The following is a 20,242-nucleotide window of genomic DNA, read 5'->3' as shown; positions in this document are numbered from 1 at the left end:
GCGTTTTTTTATTGTTAAAATTTTAATTTTTTTGCAGGAAATTTTTAATTTATGTAGAAGTATGAATATAAATGTCACATTTAGTTTACCTATGAGGATTGCCATTTCTTTTAGTCTAATTTCCATAATGCAACAGAAAGAGGTTCAGTACACAAATGAAAAAGATGTTTTTGATTTTCTCTCATTCATTGACTCAAAGTCAAAGGGAAGATGCTGTTTCTAATTTTGGCATTGATGAATTTGTAACTCTTCCAGATGAACTTAAAAAAATATGGGCATCTATACCACCGGAGGCAAAATCTATACGCCTTTGCGTGGACAAGATTGCTGAGTGGATAAAGCAAAATTCCAGTCAAGGTGATTATGTTCTTGTGCAGGGTGACTTTGGAGCCACATTATTAATAGTAGATTTTTGCTTTGAAAATGGTTTGATACCCGTATATTCTACGACTGCAAGAGATGCAGACGAAAAAACATTTGCTGATGGCACTGTAAAAGTGCAGAGGACATTTAAACACGTCAGATTTAGAAAATATGAGAGGTGGAAGTGATGGCAACAAAGTTTTTTTCATTTTTAGGGACAGGCAAATATGTCAAATGCAATTATGCGCTGAATGGCATAAAAATCGACGCCATTTGCTATGTTCAGGAAGCGCTTATAGATATTTTCTTAAAGAAAGGTATTAAAATAGATGGTATTTACATTTTCAAGACAAAAGAAGCGACTACAGCTAATTGGATTTCAAATGCAAAATATCCCAATGAAAGTGGGCTTTTTGGTGTGCTTAAAAAATACGAAGGCATAGTAAATACTATTGAAGCCGTAGATATCCCATCTGGGGAAATAGAAGAAGAACTTTGGGATATATTTGACAAAGTATTAGGAAAGATAAACTACAAAGATGAGATAATCTTTGACATAACGCATTCATTTAGATCACTGCCTGTCTTAGCACTTATAATATTGAATTACGCCAAATTCGTGAAGAAATGCGAGATAAAAGGCATGTACTACGGAGCAGTAGAGGCTCTTGGAGTGCCAGCAAATGAAATTGAAAAAAAATTAAAATTGGAAGATAGAAATGCGCCTATATTTAATCTCACGCCTTTTGTCAACCTTCTTGATTGGACAGTTGGAATCGATCGTTTCATAGAAGACGGCGACTCGAGGTATATAAATAAGCTTATAGAGTATGGGAAAGGCGAGCTTTTAAAAAAGGGTATGAAAGATGACAAGAATATATTAGAGAAGGTTGGTAAATCGATACAGAATTACACAAACAATGTGGCAGTTTGTAGAGGTAAATTGGTATCAAGCGATGGAATAGAGCTTAAGGAAAAGATAGACTTTGCTTTTAACATATCAGAAAAAAGCTACATAAAACCTATGACACCGCTTATAGAGAACATAAAGAATTACTTTGATAATTTTACTGATGATGAAGACAAAAACATGATACAGGTTGTGAAATGGTGCAGAGACCACAACATGATACAGCAAGGGCTTACGATACTGGAGGAAGGCATAATAACTTATTTCTGTAACAAACTTGGAGTTGACAAGTGCAATCAAAAAATCAGAGATGCTATAAGTCAAGCTTTTTACATAAAAATGAATAATCCTCCCAAAGAAAAGTGGAAAAATGAGGCAAAACTTTATGAAGATATTGTAAATAAAGTGTTAGAAAGCGAAAATAGCGATAAATTTGCTAAATTGATTTACAACATAAAAGATTTTAGAAACGATATAAATCATGCTGGATGGAGAGATAACAGCAAACCGTATAAAACTTTTGTAAAAAAACTTAATACCTTTATAGATGATGTAGAAAAAATTATAGAGTGAGGTGATAACGTGTATATAGATTTCGCAGATGAAAAAGTTAGATATGAGAAACTTCCCGGTGGATATATAAGTTGGGTAGACATTGTTACTGGCACAAATTACTGTATGAAGATGGATGATTACGAGAAGAAGTTTAAGAAGATAGTAGATGACATTTCCATAATGGGCAGCGATGAAATATACGAGTACTTGAAAAACGATGTAGATGAAATACCGTACATTAGGCCATACAAAGACAAAAAAGATGTTAAGGCACCTTCTTTAAAAGATGCTGCTACGTTGGCCGTTTGCTTTGCATATGCCATGGACAATTCAAATGATGTAAGGCTCGAGATGTATCATCACTTTTTTGAGATAGAAAAATCTCAAAGTGAAAGCATAAATACCGCATTAAAAATGGTAGACATGCTTGCCCTTGGGGGAAAATTTGAAGATTCCATCAGAAATGCAGATATAAAGATAATAAAAGGCGGTGTATATAAGACAAAAAAGTATATCGTTGAGAACAATGATATAAAGTGCTTGAGAGGTTCTAGCTATCTTTTAGATAACATAAACAGAGTAAGGATACCTGATTACTTCAAAAGGAGGTTTATACCAGAAAGCATTATATACTGCGGTGGAGGAAATGTCTTTGCCGTGGTGCCTGATAATGATATTGATATAGATTATGATTTAGAAAGACTTTATGAAGATGTGACGATAACAGCTCAGAGCGCCTTTATATCGTACAAAACAACTTTAAAAGATCTACTGAATGATTATAAAGAAGTCATAAGAGATTGTGAAGAAATGCTGGAAGATAGGAAAAAGTTAAAGTTGTACTTAAATGTTGATCCTAATTGTGGTGATATAAATAAAGGAATAGAAGACAAAGACATGGTGATAAATGAGATAATGCACAAACCGATAGAAAGCGGAGCCAAATTGATATGTAAATTCTGTAATTTGAGAGATGCACACTATACAATTCAGACAAGTGAAGGGGAGAAAGGTGTATGCTTAAGCTGCCTTCACAAAATTGAAGCAGGAACTCATGCTAAAAGTGGATTTCATGAAGATTTTCAAAGAATGCATTTAAAAAAATTTGGACAAGGACAATACGGTGGCAAAAAAGTTCAAGGCTTAGACGAGATTGGGGCCTTTAAAAACAATGGATACATGGCTTTAATATACGGAGATGGCAATAATTTTGGAAACATAATAAAGAATATAAAAAATGTATACGAGATGATGTATTTTAGCAGAAAAGCGGAAAGTTCTGCTTTTAAAGCAACATTGGAGGCTATACGTAAAGGGTATGAGGCAGAGGGAGAGGAGATCCCATTTGAAGTTATTGAGCTTGGAGGCGATGATATATTTATAATAACCCCTGCAAAATCCAGTTTGATAATGGCATCAAAGCTTATTGAAACATTTGATAAAGAATTTCAAAACAAGTCGGATATTAACAAAAGTACAAATGTGACAATGTCTATTGGTGTTGCAATAAGCAAATATTCCACACCTATAAGAAACATGTTTGAATTGGCCAATAAGCTTTTGAAAAAAGCTAAATCATATTCAAAAAAGATGGACAACAAAATTGGGACTGTTTCATTTGCAGTTTTAGAAAGCAATATGTATTTGGAATTGGATAGGGATAAAGGCAGCAATTATGACTTTATACATCAAGGCATTTTAAATTACACGTGGATTGACATGACTAAGCTTATAAACTTGGTACTGAAAATGAAAGAAAGCAAAAAGATGATGAAAAACCACATATACAAACTTAGGGATGCTGCAAGCATGATGTTGCCATTGGAGTTTAAGCTTTTTTACATGTACGACAGGTCAAGGTCAAATATAGAAGATATTGAAAAAGGACTTGTGGAGATTGCCAATGGCTGTTTTGAAGAGGGTCTTTTTAGGCTTTCAGGTGAAAACGGCATGGAATACCACTCACCGTGGTATGACATTACTGAGATTTGGGATTATGTATAGGATTGAGGTGATATTTTGAAAAAGAGATTTGGTATAGTCGTAAAATTAAAATCTCCAATGTGCATTGCTACAGGCAGTAGCATTGGTAGTCTTGTAGATAAATACTTTGTAAAAGATAGAAGTGGAAAACCTTATATACCTGCATCCACAATAAAAGGAATCATGAGGCAAAACTTCATGTCTTTAGTCGATGAAGAGCATCATGACGATATGAAGTGCATGTGTCCTGTATGCAAGGTTTTTGGTTCACCTGGATATAACCCATCTAAATTATATATAGATGACTTATTATTAGATGATGATGTGGCTAACATTGGCAGTAGAACTGTAAGGCATTCAACGTCTGTTGATAGGTATAGAAAAGTGGCAAAAGACAATTCGTTAACCTCAATGGAAGTCTACGAAGGCGGTACATTCAAAGGGACAATGGACTTATACTTGGATGAAAGTACAGAGAAATATGAAGAACTCATTTTGATATCTTTAAAAATTATAGAAAGCATTGGGGCAGGTAAAAGCAGAGGATATGGATGGGTTCATGTTGATGTTAAGGAGGGGGATGAATGATAAAGGTAAAGCTAAACCTGATTTCACCTCTTATAGCAGGTGGCAGAAACTTAATCGGCAATTTTCTAAGCACTAAGGATTATATTCCTGGTGACGTTATAAGGGCAGCTATTGCAAGAGAGATTTTGAGGAATTGTCCACTGTACGATGTAGATAAACCAGATAAAGATGGCAGGTACAATTGGATATATATAAGAGATGATGAAAAATGCAGCAGATGTAAGTATAAAGATTGGTGTAGGAATTTTAGCAATATAAGATTTTACAACTTCTATTATGATGGTGCAAGGCCATTTCCACTTTCTGCAATGAAATGCAAGTATCACAATGACCATGGTCTTGTAGATGTGCTTTTTGATAGAAAGAGTGAATGTCCAAGATGCAAAGAGAGAATAGAGTTTGCCACAGGTTTTTATAAAGATGGGAAAATGGTAGATGTCCCTAAAAGGCTTTTTACAAGAACAGCAATCGATCCGTATACAAAGACAGCAAGAGATGGAGGACTGTACAGCATATTAGCAATAGAGGAAGGCCTTACATTTGAAGGGTATGTAGATGGAACAAATGAACTTGAAGAATTTAAAATGCTTAGGATTGGTGCAGATACTTCAAGTGGATTCGGCAAATGCGAGATCGAAATATGCAGTGAAGGTGCAAGGAATGAAGTCGATTTGATAGAAAGAATCGAGAAATTAAATAAAATTGTTGGCAAAAGGCAGTACGGTGGTAAGACATATAAGTCGCTTATAACACTTGATTTTTATTCAGACATGATACCTGATATAGACTATAATATTCCTTTAAAGACGACAGATGATTACAAAGAATTGTGGAAGAAAATATTAAATCTTGGGTTTGATTATGACGTGATAAAAGTTTACTCAGAAAGCAATCTATACAGAGGATACGATACATCAAAGCCAGTGGAAGACATGAGGGAAAGCCCATCAGTTTATATAGAAAAAGGCTCTGTTGTTTTAATCGGTACAGATGAGAACATTGATGATATTAAAGATAAGCTGTATTCTGTGGAGAAGTCAGGTATTGGCCAAAATACTGCAAATGGATATGGGAATGTGAAGATTTGTGATGAAATACATTTGAATGGAGGTAATTAGACCATGAATATAAGTAAAGAGTTAAAACAAAAGCTCATTAAATATTCAGAAGAAATAGCGTCAAAAAGTGATTTTGTATCAATTCACACAAATGATGAAAAAGGAAGAGAAAAAGACAAGATTGGCATATCCCAATACAGGACATTAGCTGAGATTGCCTCAAATATCGACTCTTATGATGAATTTGAACTTTACATAAAGTACAAGGAATCAAGGCGCAATGGCTGGGATAACATCTTTGATGGCATGAAGTATGGAGACAAGATAATAGAATACATGAGGAAAATAAAAAATGATGCAACTGAAGATATTTTGCCAAAGGCTTTAAGCCTATTTTTCGGGTATTTGTACTGGCAATCATCCTACAGAGTAAAGCTAATAAGATCTGATGCAAGTCAAAAGAACAATGGATTTGGCAAACAAAACAAGAATTCGAAAAATGGGAATAAATAACTATAACGGCAATGAGAGGTGATTTGTATGTTTGATAAATTTGAAAATAGATACATTGTGAAAGGTACAATTGTAGCTTTAAAGCCTATTCACATAGGTAAAGGCCAAGAAAGCATGGATCCGACTGAAGTTGATTCACCAGTAATAAAAGATGAAAATGGGCGACCTTTAATACCTGGCTCAAGTTTAAAAGGAGTCCTTAGAAGCTTTGTTGAAAGAGTCCTTTCAAGCGGCGCTTTTGAAGGTTACAGGTCATGTCTAATAGTTAATGATGAACCTTGTGTAAATGGTGATTATGTTAAAAAGTTAAAAGATAAGTACGACAAAGATTATAAAAAAATTGCTGAAGAAATATATGAAAGGTCGTGCAATGTTTGCAGACTGTTTGGCTCAAACAATTTAGCAGCAAAACTTACTATAAAAGATTTAAACTCGATAGATGAAAAGACTTTTTTTGACATGAGGGATGGTGTTGGGATAGACAGAGATACAGGCACTGCAAAAGATGGAAAGAAGTACAATTACGAGATCACTCCATCAGGTACGAAGTTTGAGCTTTATATGACAGGGGATAATTTGGATGACGACGATTTAGAACTTTTAAAACTTTGCTTAAATGTGCTTAAAAATGGGCAGATATCAGTAGGAGGAATGACAAGCAGAGGTTTAGGAACTATTAAGCTTATTGACGAGAAGATCTACAAAGTCGATAAATCCAATCTAAAAGAGTACGTATCTAATGGTTTAAGTGAAGAAATGAGGTGGAATGATGTTTAAAGAACTACACAATGAAGGATATCTCAAATTTTATTTAAAGACCATGAGCCCTCTTTCAATAAAAGCGGCTGACAACAATGATTTTGATCCAACGGTGCCTGATAACAAATTTTTAAGGTCTTATAAAGATGGTAAGTTAACGGTAGTAATGCCTGGCAGCAGTATAAAAGGTGTATTTAGAAGTAGGGCAGAGAAAAAGTTAAAAGGCTGTGATATATTTGGATCTGAATATTGCGGAAAGAAGCTTAGTAGCAGTATGGATGGAAAAGAGCGGTACAAAGAAAGCTGTCCTGCATGTAAAATGTTTGGCAATACTGCTTTAAAGAGCCGAATTCTATTTAAAGATGCTTATCCAATAGGGGAAATTAAGATGGGCAAGAGAAAGAATGTAGCCATCGATAGAATAACAGGGGCATCGAAAAGAAATGCGTTATTTGAGCCTGAAGTTGTAGAAGATGGTACATTTGAATGCGAAATAAAAATGGAGAATGTGTTTAATTGGCAGATTAAAGTGCTTACGGAAATATTAGATGAAATCGACGATGGGTATGTGGTCTTTGGAGGTATAACATCCAGGGGTTTCGGCCGTATGGCTGTACAAAATGTTCAGTTTACAATGAGATACTACGATAGAAAAAACATATCAGGTTATGAAGATTATGGATTTTACATAGAGAGAAAGTTTGATAGAGAAACATTAAGAGAAAAGTTGTCCAGGTTGGCATTGGATGATGAGTGTTTTGGGAAGGTGGAGTTTGATGAAACCTTATAACTTCGTACCTATATTAGGTGCTAAAACATATATAAAATCGCCAGATGTAAAGAGTGGTAAGCTTAGAATAAGCATTGAGGTAGTAACACCAGTTCATATATTTTCAGGGTATTACAACGAAAATGGGAATATGGTATATAAAGAATTTGCAAAATACAATGGCAAATACATCATACCTGGCTCATCTTTGAAAGGATGTGTAAGGACGATAGCTGAAAGTGTTTCAAGGAGCTGTATAAGCACCAACCAGAACTTGTATAAGATTGGCAAGAACGTAAGGGACAGAAATGACTGCATAATTTGCGACATGTTTGGCTCATTAGGCAAGAAAAGCAGGTTAAGGTTTGCTGATTTGGAGCTTGTGAAAAATAACGGTGTAGATATAATAAATATTCCAACATTTTACGGACCAAGGCCAGAGAACAAGAACTATTATGCTGCCGATGGAAAATTTAAGGGCATAAAATTTTACAGCCATGGAGATGAAAATATAATAGAAAAAGGTACAATGCCGTGTGAATTTGTGATGCCCGGAAGCATTTTTGAGGGAAACGTGTTTTACGAAGATTTAGACGATAACCAATTAGATCTCCTCTGTTTTTCTTTGGGATTAGGTGGAGACATCTATCTTAAGTTAGGTTATGGAAAGCCTGCTTATTATGGTTCTGTAAAAATGAAATCAATAGACGATAAGATTGATGCATCAAAAAGAGCCAGCAGGTATGGAATGAAGGATAATGACGTAGCTAAAAATGTAAAAAGGTTGAAAGAGTTGCTTTCATGGGACAAGAGGCATACAAAGAGTGTATGGCGTACTGTAAACAATCAAAGAGGATATTGAAGGCGGTGATAATGTGAAAGATGGTCTCTATGATATGGCAGTTAAAATAGGAAAATACTTTGTAAAAAACAGAATGACCAATGTATTAGATACAGTTATAAATTTTTGCGAAAGTGCGAAGGAAGTAAGCAACCATGAAAAAGAAGCAAAAATGAAATTTTTTAATATGCTTTATCTTGCCAACAAAAATCCTTTTATGTTGGCTGGTGGAAACTCATATAAAATAGCGTTTAAAAAGTTTGTAGAAGGTTATTTATCCATAGTATTTAGGTTTAAAAATGCAGAATGCCACAATAGAGAGTTTGCAAGTCTTACACCAGATGAGATGCTTTACGTATTAGGATTGGCAAATAGATATATAAAGTGTAATTTAACTTAATAATCAATAGAAAAGCGGCTTTGCCGCTTATTATTTTGTTATTTTAGTTTATAAATACTAAAGTTTTTTCTAAAAGTTTTTAAAATTATTTATAAAAGTTTAGAAGGAAAATGTAGGGCTTTGAAGAATATATTACTTAAAAAGATTTAAAAAGATTTTTTTTTTAGTGGACATATTATGGAAATGTTATGTGTTAATATAGTGTTATGGAGGCATGAAAATGAGGGTAATGTTGGAGTTCATAGGTGACAAAGACTTACATCTTCCGATACAGTACAACCACATAGTGCAGGGATTCATATACAACAACATGACAGATGGAGACTTTAGTGCATTTATGCACGATGAGGGATTTAAGCATGGCAAAAGGAAGTTTAAATTATTTACGTATTCTAGGTTAGAAGGAGAATTTAGGCTTCTAAAAAAAGAAGAAAAGATTGTATTAAAGCCGCCTTTCAAGCTTACAATATCATCTCCAATTGACGAATTCATATTTGATATTTCTCAAAATATGTTTAAGAAGGATTTCTGCACTTTTAACAATCAAACATTTCAGTTAAGCTCTATAAATATAGAAAATCCTCCTGTATTTAGAGATAGGGCAAGGATAAAGTTTTTGTCGCCTGTAGTAATGTATTCTACTATTGAGGATAAAGGGATTAAGTATACTTATTACTATTCCCCTTGGAATGACAACTTTTCTGATCTCTTGCTTAATAACCTTATTAAGAAGTATGAAGTCATATATGGGGAGGGTGTAAGAGATCCATATTTTAAACTTTATCCCATAGGCAGGGAAAATATGAAGTATCAAAAAGTTATGAAGTACAAAAACACAGTCATAAAGGGCTGGATGGGGATTTATGATGTTGAATGCAACCCTGATCTTTTGAAGGTTGCATACTACTCAGGCCTTGGAGCTAAAAACTCGCAAGGGTTTGGCTGCTTTGAAATATTGTAGAAGGAGGTGCAAATAATGCTGGATGCTGTAAAAGAAATAGGAGAGATGGCTATAAAGGCCGAGAACAAAAGTCTTTTAGATGTTTTAATAGAAGATCCTAATCAAAATGGAGCATACAAAAACATCATAGCAATAAACTTTATGATTGATGGAAATGATGTAACATTTAGAGATGTTACAATTGAACAGACAGACAGCTCAAAGGTAGCGAGGTATCTTTATTCCAGCTCTGGCGGAAATGGACCTGGGTACATGCCGGTTGCAAAGATAACAGAACCTGAAAAGACATTTAATGGGAAGATATTAAGCTGGTTTAAGATCTTAAGCAAAAAAGGCTTAAAAATTGACAACGATGAGAAGAAATTTTTAGAAAATCTCAACAAGTCGCTTCAGGAAAATAAAGATAGGATACTAGATGACATTATAAAGTTTAGAGGGGAATTCCCTAAAAAAGAAGGCCTTGTGCTGATGATTAAATTCATAGAGAACAATGTGAATAAGTACATTGGCGATATTCCTGTATTTAGGAAACTCCTTATCGATTCTGACAATGATAAGTACAATAAGTTGTCTGCCACGGATAAAGTGTGTTCCATATGTGGGGAGAAAAAGGACTTAGTCTTTGGAAAGGTTGATACATATGCATTTTACACCATTGATAAAATTGGATATATAGTAGGCGGCTTTGACGAGAAAAAGTCATGGCGTAATTATCCGGTATGTCCTGACTGCAGGCTTAAACTTGAGGAAGGGAAAAAGTATATAGAAAACAATTTGACGTTTAGATTTTATGGACTTAGATATCAATTAATACCAAAATTTTTGATAGGTGAAGATTTCATAAGAGAAGATATCATCAATATATTTAAGGATACGACTAAGCTTGTAACATTAAAAGACAGCACAGAGAAGAGAGTCATTGGCGATGAAGATGATATAACGTACTTTTTAAAAGATGCTGACGATTCCTTGTCTTTAAATTATCTTTTTATACAAAAACAAAATTCAGCTGAGAGGATATTACTTTTGATAGAAGATGTATTTCCATCCCATTTAAGAGAGATATTCAGCGCTAAAGACTCCGTTGAAAAAATGTTTGGAGATAACTTTACATTCAGGAATATACGAAACTTTTTATCAAAGTCAGATATAAATAAGAGAGACAGCGACCTAGACGGATACTTCCTGGACATAACAGACAGAATCTTTAGAGGAAGAAAAGTTGATTTAAATCTACTTTTAAAATTTATCATGAAGCGGGTGAGAGATGAATTTATTGAGGATCGTTATTATGCAAATGCTACAAAGGACGGAATTATGGCAGTAACATTTTTGGAAAAATTAGGTTTAATAGAGATGGAGGTTTATGAAATGGAAGAAAGACAATTATCAGATTTCTTCAAGAAGTACGACAAAAACTTTGAGACACCTATAAAAAGAGGGCTTGTACTATTAGGCGCCCTTACAGAGTTGCTTTTGAGAAAGCAGTATAAGGATAGAGGGGCTAAGCCTTTCATGAAAAATTTAAAAAGCCTTAAGATGGATGAAAAGGACATAAAAGGACTTCTGCCAAAAGTACAAAATAAACTTGAAGAGTACGACTCATTTGACAAAGGTAAAAGGCTACTGGCTAAAGAAGTATCAAATTATCTCCTTCTAGCTGGAGACAATTGGCACATGCCAGTAGATGAAATAAACTTCTATTTTGCCTGCGGCATAAATCTCACAGATGAGATAGCAGCTATAATTTATAATAAAGAGGAGGAATTACAATGAATAGCACAATAAAAAATCGTTCAGAGATACTTTTTCTTTATGATGTAAGCTTTGCAAATCCAAATGGAGATCCTGTAGATGAAAACAAGCCTAGGATCGACGAAGAGACAGGCATAAACATTGTGACAGATGTAAGACTTAAAAGGACTATAAGAGATTACCTGGCAGAATACAAAGGAAAAGATGTCTTTATCTTAGAGACGAGAGATAAAGATGGGAAACTGCGGACAAAAGATGACAGAATAAGCGATTTTGGGTCCAATGAAGACATCATAGAAAAGTGCATAGATGTAAGACTGTTTGGTGCTACAACAGCGGTAAAAGATAAAACCATGACTTTGACAGGGCCTGTTCAATTTGGATACGGAAGGTCACTTCACAAGGTTAATATGACGTATATAAAAGGTACAACTGTAATGCCATCACAAAGCGGTAACAATCAGGGCACATTTACAGAGAAATATATACTTCCATATTCACTTATATCATTTTATGGAATTGTAAATGAAAATGCAGCAAAAAATCAAAATATACCACTTACAGATGAAGACATAGACTTGATGTTGGAAGCAATGTGGAATGGCACCAAAAACCTCATGTCAAATTCAAAGATGGGCCATATGCCGAGATTTTTGCTTCAAGTAGTTATGAAAGAAAAAAACTACCAGATAGGTGAGTTAAATAAAAGGATAAAATTTGTTCATGATGTAGAAGATGAGGAATTGAGGGACATTAAAGATGGCAAGATTGAGATAAAAGAATTAGTCGAAAGCCTAAATGCAAACAAAGACAAGATAAGCGCAGTAAGGTATGTGGCCGATGAAAGGGTGGTTTTCTCTTTAAATGGTGATGTTTGTGATATCGACGATGTGCTAAAAGGATTCTCCGTCGAGAAATTAAGCTTTTAAATAACATTGGTAATAGGCAGGAAGTCTCAGGACATATTATATGGACAGAGTTCTTGAGAAAGGAATGTTTTTAAGATGAAATCATTGATATTCGATATATATGGCGATTTTGGACATTTTAAGAAGTACTATACCACATCGTCACCGCTTACATTTTCATTTCCGCCACCTCCTACAATCAAAGGGATGCTAGGGGCAATAGGTGGCATAAGCAAAACAGAATATTTAAAGACTTTTAGATCTGATAAGTGCAAAATCGCTGTTAGAATTCTAAGACCAGTAAAAAAGATAAGGATGGGTCTTAACCTTATAAATACAAAGGACAATTTTTGGATTCCGTTTAAAAAGAAGAATCACGAGGCACGCACACAGGTAAAGATGGAGCTTTTAAAAGATCCTATGTACAGGATATACTTTTCTCATGAAGATGACGAACTTTTTAATGACATTGTTGAAAAAGTGAGAAACCATCACAATGTTTACACATTATCTTTAGGCTTAAGCGAAATGATAGCAGATTACAGATTTGTTGACGTCAAAGATGCTTTTGAGACGGGAGATGTTGAGACTGAGATATCATCAGTGTTGCCATATAAGTACATTTTAGATAATAAAATAGTTTTTGAAGACGGAAAGAAATATTTTAAAGAAAAGATACCTTTTGATATGGATGAAGATAGAGTCGTGCTAGACTATTCAGATGTGGTCTATGAGGCAAATGGCAAAAGCATTAGGTCATACGTATCAAAAAGTTGGGTGATAGATGATGAATACGTCATGTTTTTCTAGCCTTTATTCTCATCCTAATAAGTATTTAGAAGACCATCTATCGGGCAGTGCACATTTGATAGAGAAGTTTTCGGATGAGAGCAGTACTAATCTCTTAGATGATAAATTAATATCAAGACTTACCAAAGTCATAGCTTTATGCCATGACCTTGGTAAGTCGACACGCTATTTTCAAGATTATTTGTCTGCTGATGACAGTGAAAAAAAGAACATGAAATCAATGAAAGAAACTCACCATTCGCTGATATCAGCGGTGATAGCTTTTTTCGTCATAAAAGAAGAAATAAATAAACATGCCGCCTATAATGACGTTAAAACATTGTTGCCATTTATTGCATATATAGTTATTAAAAAACATCATGGAAATCTCAATGATGTTGTAACTGAAGCGTCTTTAGACGATAGCGACATTGATACGATGAAGTCCCAGCTTCAAAGCATAGATGAAGAAAAGTTCAGCATTTTAAGTGATAATTTGGTAAAAGCAGGCCTTGATGTCAAACTAGATAAAAACACTATTAATCACTACATAGAAAATATAAAAAACGAATTGAGAAACGTTAAAAGATATATTAGGAGAATCAATGAAAAAAGCGATTTATCTTATTACATACTTATAAATTACATATTTTCACTACTTATCGATTCGGATAAAAGCGAAGTCGTAATTGGTAGAAACTTTTCGCGGTCTTATGTAGAATTACCATCAGATTTAGTTGATAAGTATAAATCGCAAATGTCGTACAAAGAAAACAAAATTAATTCTTTAAGGGAAGATGCGTATAGAGAAGTAAATAGCAGTGAAATAAATTTTGACGATAGAATTTTATCAATAAATTTGCCGACTGGACTTGGAAAGACATTGGCGTCGATATCATTTGCTTTAAGATTGAGAGAAAAACTTTATAAGACTTTTAACAAAAATTACAGGATAATATATTCACTACCATTTTTAAGCATAATAGAACAGAACTTTCAAGAATTTGAAAAGATATTAAAGGGAAATAACATAAATACCAGCACGAATGTACTGCTTAAACATCACCATCTTTCTGAGATGAAGTATACAGACGATGATACCGAATTTGACACAGACAGCTCAAAGATTATGATTGAGGGCTGGAACTCGGAAATCATAGTGACTACATTTATTCAGCTTTTTCATACACTTTTATCTAATAAAAACAAATCATTGAGGAAGTTTCATAGAATTGCCAATTCTATAATCATACTTGATGAAATACAGTCAATACCATTTTACTACTGGAAACTTGTAAAAGAGATATTGCAGGCTGTTGCATTTAAATTGAATTCATACGTGATATTTGTAACAGCTACACAGCCAATGATATTTGGAAATGACGAGATAAGGCAGCTTACTGACAAAAGAAAATATTTTAACCAAATGGACAGAGTCGTAATAAAACCAGTTTTAGATAGGAATATTCATCTAAGTGAACTTGTGGATATGTTTGATTTAAAGGACGGGAGAAGTTATTTATTCATATTGAATACAATTGCATCTGCAAAACAATTCTATGAATTATTAAAACAAAAATTGCCAGATGAAGAAATAGTATACATGTCTACACACATCGTTCCATTTGAAAGGCTTGAAAGAATAGAATTGATAAAGAGTAAAAAGGTGAAATACGCAGTTACAACACAGCTGGTAGAAGCAGGTGTTGATATTGATTTTGATGTGGTGGTGAGGGATATAGCTCCGCTTGATTCAATAAACCAATCAGCAGGAAGATGCAATAGGAATTGGCAAAAATCAGGGGAAGTATATGTAGTATCATTAATTGATGAAAATGATAAAAAATATTCTTCTAGAATCTATGATAAAGTGATGATTAACATCACTGAAAAAATACTGTCCCAATATGATGAAATAGGTGAGAAAGATTTTTTAAATATAATAGATCGCTATTATACTGCTATATCAGAGAATCTTTCATCAGATGCAGCAATTAATATTTTAAATGCGGTATACAAATTAAAATATGATAGTGATGACGGCACACCCAGCATAAGCAAATTTAAGCTTATAGATGACGGATATTACAAAGTTGATGCATATATAGAGTATAATGATGAGGCAATTGAACTATGGCAAAGATATTTAGAACTTAAAAATGTAAAAAATCTTTTTAAAAGAAGAAACATATTTAATGAGTTTAAAGCTGATTTTTATAAATATGTAATTTCAATTCCAGAAAAAACTGAAAATATGCCGGCGGATGTAGAAGGTTTTAAATATGTAAACAGTGATTCAATAAATGAATATTATGATAAGGAGACGGGATTTATAACAAAAGGTGTTTTAAGTATCTGGTAATAAGATGTCGTCGATGTCCAATAGTGCAAAAAGTACTGGAGATCGACGACATCTTTATTTTTTAGACACGTTGAATTATCTGCGTTTTATGATATAATAAAGTTATAAACTTTACATAAATGGTATTTTATATTTTAAGAATTTATTGGATTTTAAGTATTTTAATGAGTTTTTAGCCTACCTATCAGGAATTGAAACTTTATTTAATTATATTTTAGCATTATTAGCAAATTTGTTTTTAGCCTACCTATCAGGAATTGAAACACAGTATGGAATGTCACTTCCAGCAGGCGCATACGTGTTTTTAGCCTACCTATCAGGAATTGAAACCATTTTGGCACAGTGGTATTTAGAAACTGGAGGAAGTTTTTAGCCTACCTATCAGGAATTGAAACATTCATTTTACAGAAAAAATGCACTCTGAAAACTTAAGTTTTTAGCCTACCTATCAGGAATTGAAACAAATTACATCAGCGTTAAATTTTATATAATATCCTGCGTTTTTAGCCTACCTATCAGGAATTGAAACATGCGAATGCCGTCTTGCCTGTGCCTGGTCTTGCGCGTTTTTAGCCTACCTATCAGGAATTGAAACTTGCTATATGTGGCTTTGTAAATATCCCGCCTGTGGGTTTTTAGCCTACCTATCAGGAATTGAAACTTTTACATGTGATGTAACCAACACACGCAGCGAAACGTTTTTAGCCTACCTATCAGGAATTGAAACTTTGCTTGGTATGCAGGTGCTGTGCTTGTCCCTGATAGTTTTTAGCCTACCTATCAGGAATTGAAACTTAATATTTATTTTTGGTTTTGTGTTACCCGCCATAGGTTTTTAGCCTACCTATCAGGAATTGAAACTAACATTAACGCCATGAAATCAGGGCAGCTGTCAGTGTTTTTAGCCTACCTATCAGGAATTGAAACGAGATACAGCAAAGGAATTAGGAATTAAAGAAAGGCGTTTTTAGCCTACCTATCAGGAATTGAAACCTTATTATGTCGCCTTGTATCCTTAATTCAATGTTTTGTTTTTAGCCTACCTATCAGGAATTGAAACATTATACCATCTGATAATCCAATAACATATAATTTTGTTTTTAGCCTACCTATCAGGAATTGAAACCACCGATGCTTTGCTCTTCCCACTCTTTGCCTTTTACGTTTTTAGCCTACCTATCAGGAATTGAAACCGATATCGTCTGCATCCGGAACTCCAGTCCAGACATGTTTTTAGCCTACCTATCAGGAATTGAAACCCTGTATAAATGGTTTTACAATTTCTTCGGCTTTTTCTTGTTTTTAGCCTACCTATCAGGAATTGAAACTTTATTGTATCAATTCCACAACAACATCTTGTGTCGCTCGTTTTTAGCCTACCTATCAGGAATTGAAACATTAAAGGTTGTAATCTTAATCCGACCCAAAAACCTGTTTTTAGCCTACCTATCAGGAATTGAAACGTTCCAGTGATTAAAGGAATATTATATTTTTGCGATAGTTTTTAGCCTACCTATCAGGAATTGAAACTTATCTGTTATATTTTTATAACTTAAAATCTGATTATGTTTTTAGCCTACCTATCAGGAATTGAAACGTTGTATCTGGGCAGGATGCTGTCAAAACTGCAAGGAGTTTTTAGCCTACCTATCAGGAATTGAAACTTTAAAAAAATATATAAAGAATTGGTGGGATTAACTGTTTTTAGCCTACCTATCAGGAATTGAAACTTCTATCCCTCCTAAAAAGAGAAAGCCCAGACAATTAAGTTTTTAGCCTACCTATCAGGAATTGAAACACATACGTCGAAGAGGGAATTGTCGAAACATACAAGAGTTTTTAGCCTACCTATCAGGAATTGAAACTCCCATCTTCCCTCGTTCAGCCAGGTTTTTGGGTTTGGTGTTTTTAGCCTACCTATCAGGAATTGAAACCCATATGTGCCAAGTATCGTTCTATCTGGATCCAAAGTTTTTAGCCTACCTATCAGGAATTGAAACTTCCATTCCCTCATACTTTTTCACAAGTTCAATGTCTAGTTTTTAGCCTACCTATCAGGAATTGAAACTTGGCGTGAAGCTGGCTGGCTTCCCCTCTATATCCCCCGTTTTTAGCCTACCTATCAGGAATTGAAACCACAAAAACAAGCAAAAAGAATGTTTGCTCTTGCACAAGTTTTTAGCCTACCTATCAGGAATTGAAACCTCTTACAAGCTTAACCGGTACACCTTCTTTTTTTAGTTTTTAGCCTACCTATCAGGAATTGAAACCCCTAATCTTGTACCAGATCCAAACACTTTAGACCAATGTTTTTAGCCTACCTATCAGGAATTGAAACATGATTTGTATAATATTCTTTGTAATACAATAGAGAGGTTTTTAGCCTACCTATCAGGAATTGAAACACGTACTTTTTTGCTTTATAATTAAAAATAAAATCAAAGTTTTTAGCCTACCTATCAGGAATTGAAACTTTCATGTCCTGTTGAATGTACCATTTCGTGAAAAAGGTTTTTAGCCTACCTATCAGGAATTGAAACATTTTATTCGTCCAAGTGTATTTTAAAACTTTTTGAAGTTTTTAGCCTACCTATCAGGAATTGAAACTACTTATTCCTCCTTGTATAATTAAAACCTTTCTTTGTTTTTAGCCTACCTATCAGGAATTGAAACAGCAAAAAGGTGCACGTAAATTCATATTCAAATCCCGTTTTTAGCCTACCTATCAGGAATTGAAACTTCATAACAATATTAATATTGGTGATAAATTTCCTGTTTTTAGCCTACCTATCAGGAATTGAAACTAGAATTTATTAAATTTTTCTTTTATGTTTTCTTCTAGTTTTTAGCCTACCTATCAGGAATTGAAACATACTGCACCAAAAAATGATGGCTCGTTAGTAGGTTGTTTTTAGCCTACCTATCAGGAATTGAAACTAAAATTACCTCCTAATAAATTCTCACTACTCTTTTAGTTTTTAGCCTACCTATCAGGAATTGAAACAGCCAAAAATATTTTTTAAGAGACTTATGCATAACCGTTTTTAGCCTACCTATCAGGAATTGAAACTTCTGCACCCCCAAGAAGTTTTCTTGTAGCAAATATGTTTTTAGCCTACCTATCAGGAATTGAAACAGGTAATCTTGTTTCTTATACTTCTACTGATTCCCGTTTTTAGCCTACCTATCAGGAATTGAAACCCAGACTTTGAGCCTGTAGACAGTATTGACGATCCGTTGTTTTTAGCCTACCTATCAGGAATTGAAACCTCCTAATTGTGATAATTGTTGCTGTGTTAGACCTTGGTTTTTAGCCTACCTATCAGGAATTGAAACAAACATTGAAGGGCTGGAAAAAATCAGGGAGCAAAAGTTTTTAGCCTACCTATCAGGAATTGAAACTGGGATATGATGAAGTTAAGAGTAGATATGCTAAAAGTTTTTAGCCTACCTATCAGGAATTGAAACCCAATTTCCCTGCATTGTTTCTTTTGGTAGTATGAAGTTTTTAGCCTACCTATCAGGAATTGAAACTAACTTGAATTTTTCCCTATTTTGTTATATACACTCAGTTTTTAGCCTACCTATCAGGAATTGAAACCTTCCTTTATTGTGTGATCAGATAACTACGTCCTTGGTTTTTAGCCTACCTATCAGGAATTGAAACCTAGTTTGGTTGATACTAATGTACAAACTTTGTCTGGTTTTTAGCCTACCTATCAGGAATTGAAACAAACATATTTCGTCACCTACAATATCACTATCAATAATGTTTTTAGCCTACCTATCAGGAATTGAAACCTGTTTTTACTTGTACTCAGTTTTGGTATAGTATAAGGTTTTTAGCCTACCTATCAGGAATTGAAACTCCATACAGAATGTTTACATTTGTAGGCAAAGTAAGTTTTTAGCCTACCTATCAGGAATTGAAACCGATAAAATGTTACCTTTGGATACCTCTTCTTAACCTGTTTTTAGCCTACCTATCAGGAATTGAAACAAATTAATAGGTTCAGATGCACATGATTTTTATAAAGGTTTTTAGCCTACCTATCAGGAATTGAAACAAACAGAGATTTTAAAATGAAAGGGTGATAATTAAATGAAATATTGGTCAATATGGCTTGTACTTATAGTAAGTTTATTAGATATTATTGTTGGAATTTATGTATTATATCATCCCCCATATAATAAAAATAATCTCATTTGGGTGATTTTATTAAATCTTTTTCTTTTTGTAACTGCTATTATTCGTTTAATCTTAAAATTTTAACTTTGATTTGGCAGATGAATTTACAAGTTTTTAGCCTACCTATCAGGAATTGAAACAGATATTTTATTGCCGTGTCGATTACGAGGAGTTGAAGCCTAATGGACAAAAAACATTTGATTAAAGGCTATGATATTTTTGTCAATGGTGAATGGGATCTTAGTCCATTTGAACATTTATATGAGTTAGAATGCAGAGATGTTATTCAGGAACATTTAATGATTTCAATGAAGCAGAAAAAGAGGAAATTAAAAAGCTGGACGGGATTTTTATTAAGAGAGCTCCACTGTTTTATAAGGCATTAAAAGGTTTTTTAGAAGCAGAGCGAAACAATAAGCCTAAGTCTTATTGGTGGTGGTATCTTGATGAAATAGCAGATAATAAGTTAAAACCACAGATTAATTGACTATTTAACAATTTTCTTATGATGTGTATGTTGTTTTATGTTTTTTCTTTTA

The 20,242-nt window shown here is 33.9% G+C and carries 16 protein-coding genes and 1 CRISPR repeat array; all 16 genes read left to right on the top strand.

The annotated features are described in order from the left end of the window. The first annotated feature begins 155 nt into the window (after window positions 1–155). The 16 genes from csx20 to TTHE_RS12975 all read left to right on the top strand — a co-directional run bounded on the left by csx20 (window position 156) and on the right by TTHE_RS12975 (window position 20,190). Window positions 156–551, top strand: coding sequence for a CRISPR-associated protein Csx20 (gene csx20 / locus TTHE_RS13050; protein ID WP_013299041.1), 396 nt, complete (start codon window positions 156–158; stop codon window positions 549–551). Continuing rightward, complete coding sequence (gene csx2, locus TTHE_RS13045; RefSeq protein ID WP_013299040.1) at window positions 551–1,846, top strand: TIGR02221 family CRISPR-associated protein; 1,296 nt, start codon at window positions 551–553, stop codon at window positions 1,844–1,846. The genes csx20 and csx2 overlap by 1 nt, the downstream gene beginning before the upstream one ends. A 9-nt stretch (window positions 1,847–1,855) precedes the next feature. Continuing rightward, complete coding sequence (locus TTHE_RS13040) at window positions 1,856–3,832, top strand: Cas10/Cmr2 second palm domain-containing protein (RefSeq protein ID WP_013299039.1); 1,977 nt, start codon at window positions 1,856–1,858, stop codon at window positions 3,830–3,832. A 15-nt stretch (window positions 3,833–3,847) separates the two neighbouring features. Then, on the top strand, window positions 3,848–4,399 hold the full coding sequence (locus TTHE_RS13035; RefSeq protein ID WP_013299038.1) for an RAMP superfamily CRISPR-associated protein: 552 nt from the start codon (window positions 3,848–3,850) through the stop codon (window positions 4,397–4,399). Next, window positions 4,396–5,517, top strand: coding sequence for an RAMP superfamily CRISPR-associated protein (locus TTHE_RS13030; RefSeq protein ID WP_013299037.1), 1,122 nt, complete (start codon window positions 4,396–4,398; stop codon window positions 5,515–5,517). The genes TTHE_RS13035 and TTHE_RS13030 overlap by 4 nt, the downstream gene beginning before the upstream one ends. A gap of 3 nt (window positions 5,518–5,520) precedes the next feature. Beyond that, on the top strand, window positions 5,521–5,970 hold the full coding sequence (locus tag TTHE_RS13025; protein ID WP_013299036.1) for a hypothetical protein: 450 nt from the start codon (window positions 5,521–5,523) through the stop codon (window positions 5,968–5,970). Window positions 5,971–5,997: 27 nt separating this feature from the next. Further along, window positions 5,998–6,747 carry a type III CRISPR-associated RAMP protein Csx7 gene (csx7, locus tag TTHE_RS13020; protein ID WP_013299035.1) on the top strand — a complete coding sequence of 250 codons (750 nt, stop codon included), beginning with the start codon at window positions 5,998–6,000 and terminating at the stop codon, window positions 6,745–6,747. Continuing rightward, window positions 6,740–7,519 (top strand): RAMP superfamily CRISPR-associated protein, encoded by a 780-nt coding sequence (locus TTHE_RS13015; protein ID WP_013299034.1) that lies wholly within the window; start codon window positions 6,740–6,742, stop codon window positions 7,517–7,519. The genes csx7 and TTHE_RS13015 overlap by 8 nt, the downstream gene beginning before the upstream one ends. Then, window positions 7,506–8,360 (top strand): RAMP superfamily CRISPR-associated protein, encoded by an 855-nt coding sequence (locus tag TTHE_RS13010; RefSeq protein ID WP_013299033.1) that lies wholly within the window; start codon window positions 7,506–7,508, stop codon window positions 8,358–8,360. Before TTHE_RS13015 ends, TTHE_RS13010 begins: the two co-directional genes overlap by 14 nt. A 13-nt stretch (window positions 8,361–8,373) precedes the next feature. Further along, entirely contained in the window at window positions 8,374–8,739 is a 366-nt protein-coding gene (locus tag TTHE_RS13005; protein WP_013299032.1) for a hypothetical protein, read from the top strand. A gap of 220 nt (window positions 8,740–8,959) precedes the next feature. Continuing rightward, the gene (gene cas6 / locus TTHE_RS13000) at window positions 8,960–9,700 is read left to right on the top strand and encodes a CRISPR-associated endoribonuclease Cas6 (protein WP_013299031.1); all 741 of its coding nucleotides are present in this window, start codon (window positions 8,960–8,962) and stop codon (window positions 9,698–9,700) included. Window positions 9,701–9,715: 15 nt separating this feature from the next. Further along, window positions 9,716–11,476: a TIGR02556 family CRISPR-associated protein gene (locus TTHE_RS12995; RefSeq protein ID WP_013299030.1), complete on the top strand. Its 1,761-nt coding sequence runs from the start codon at window positions 9,716–9,718 to the stop codon at window positions 11,474–11,476. Next, window positions 11,473–12,384, top strand: a complete 912-nt coding sequence (gene cas7b / locus TTHE_RS12990; protein WP_013299029.1) for a type I-B CRISPR-associated protein Cas7/Csh2 — start codon at window positions 11,473–11,475, stop codon at window positions 12,382–12,384. The genes TTHE_RS12995 and cas7b overlap by 4 nt, the downstream gene beginning before the upstream one ends. 75 nt (window positions 12,385–12,459) lie before the next feature. Beyond that, window positions 12,460–13,173: a type I-B CRISPR-associated protein Cas5b gene (cas5b, locus tag TTHE_RS12985; RefSeq protein ID WP_013299028.1), complete on the top strand. Its 714-nt coding sequence runs from the start codon at window positions 12,460–12,462 to the stop codon at window positions 13,171–13,173. Next, window positions 13,151–15,514, top strand: coding sequence for a CRISPR-associated helicase/endonuclease Cas3 (locus TTHE_RS12980; protein WP_041587489.1), 2,364 nt, complete (start codon window positions 13,151–13,153; stop codon window positions 15,512–15,514). The genes cas5b and TTHE_RS12980 overlap by 23 nt, the downstream gene beginning before the upstream one ends. 168 nt (window positions 15,515–15,682) lie before the next feature. Beyond that, a CRISPR array of direct repeats spans window positions 15,683–19,581; the repeat unit is 30 nt; unit sequence GTTTTTAGCCTACCTATCAGGAATTGAAAC. Between the two features lie 393 nt (window positions 19,582–19,974). After that, window positions 19,975–20,190 (top strand): hypothetical protein, encoded by a 216-nt coding sequence (locus TTHE_RS12975; protein WP_013299026.1) that lies wholly within the window; start codon window positions 19,975–19,977, stop codon window positions 20,188–20,190. Window positions 20,191–20,242: the final 52 nt, after the last annotated feature.

Source organism: Thermoanaerobacterium thermosaccharolyticum DSM 571 (assembly GCF_000145615.1).
Lineage (GTDB): Bacteria > Bacillota > Thermoanaerobacteria > Thermoanaerobacterales > Thermoanaerobacteraceae > Thermoanaerobacterium > Thermoanaerobacterium thermosaccharolyticum.
The sequence above is the reverse complement of the archived record's forward strand: the minus strand, read 5'-3'. Positions and strand labels throughout refer to the sequence as shown.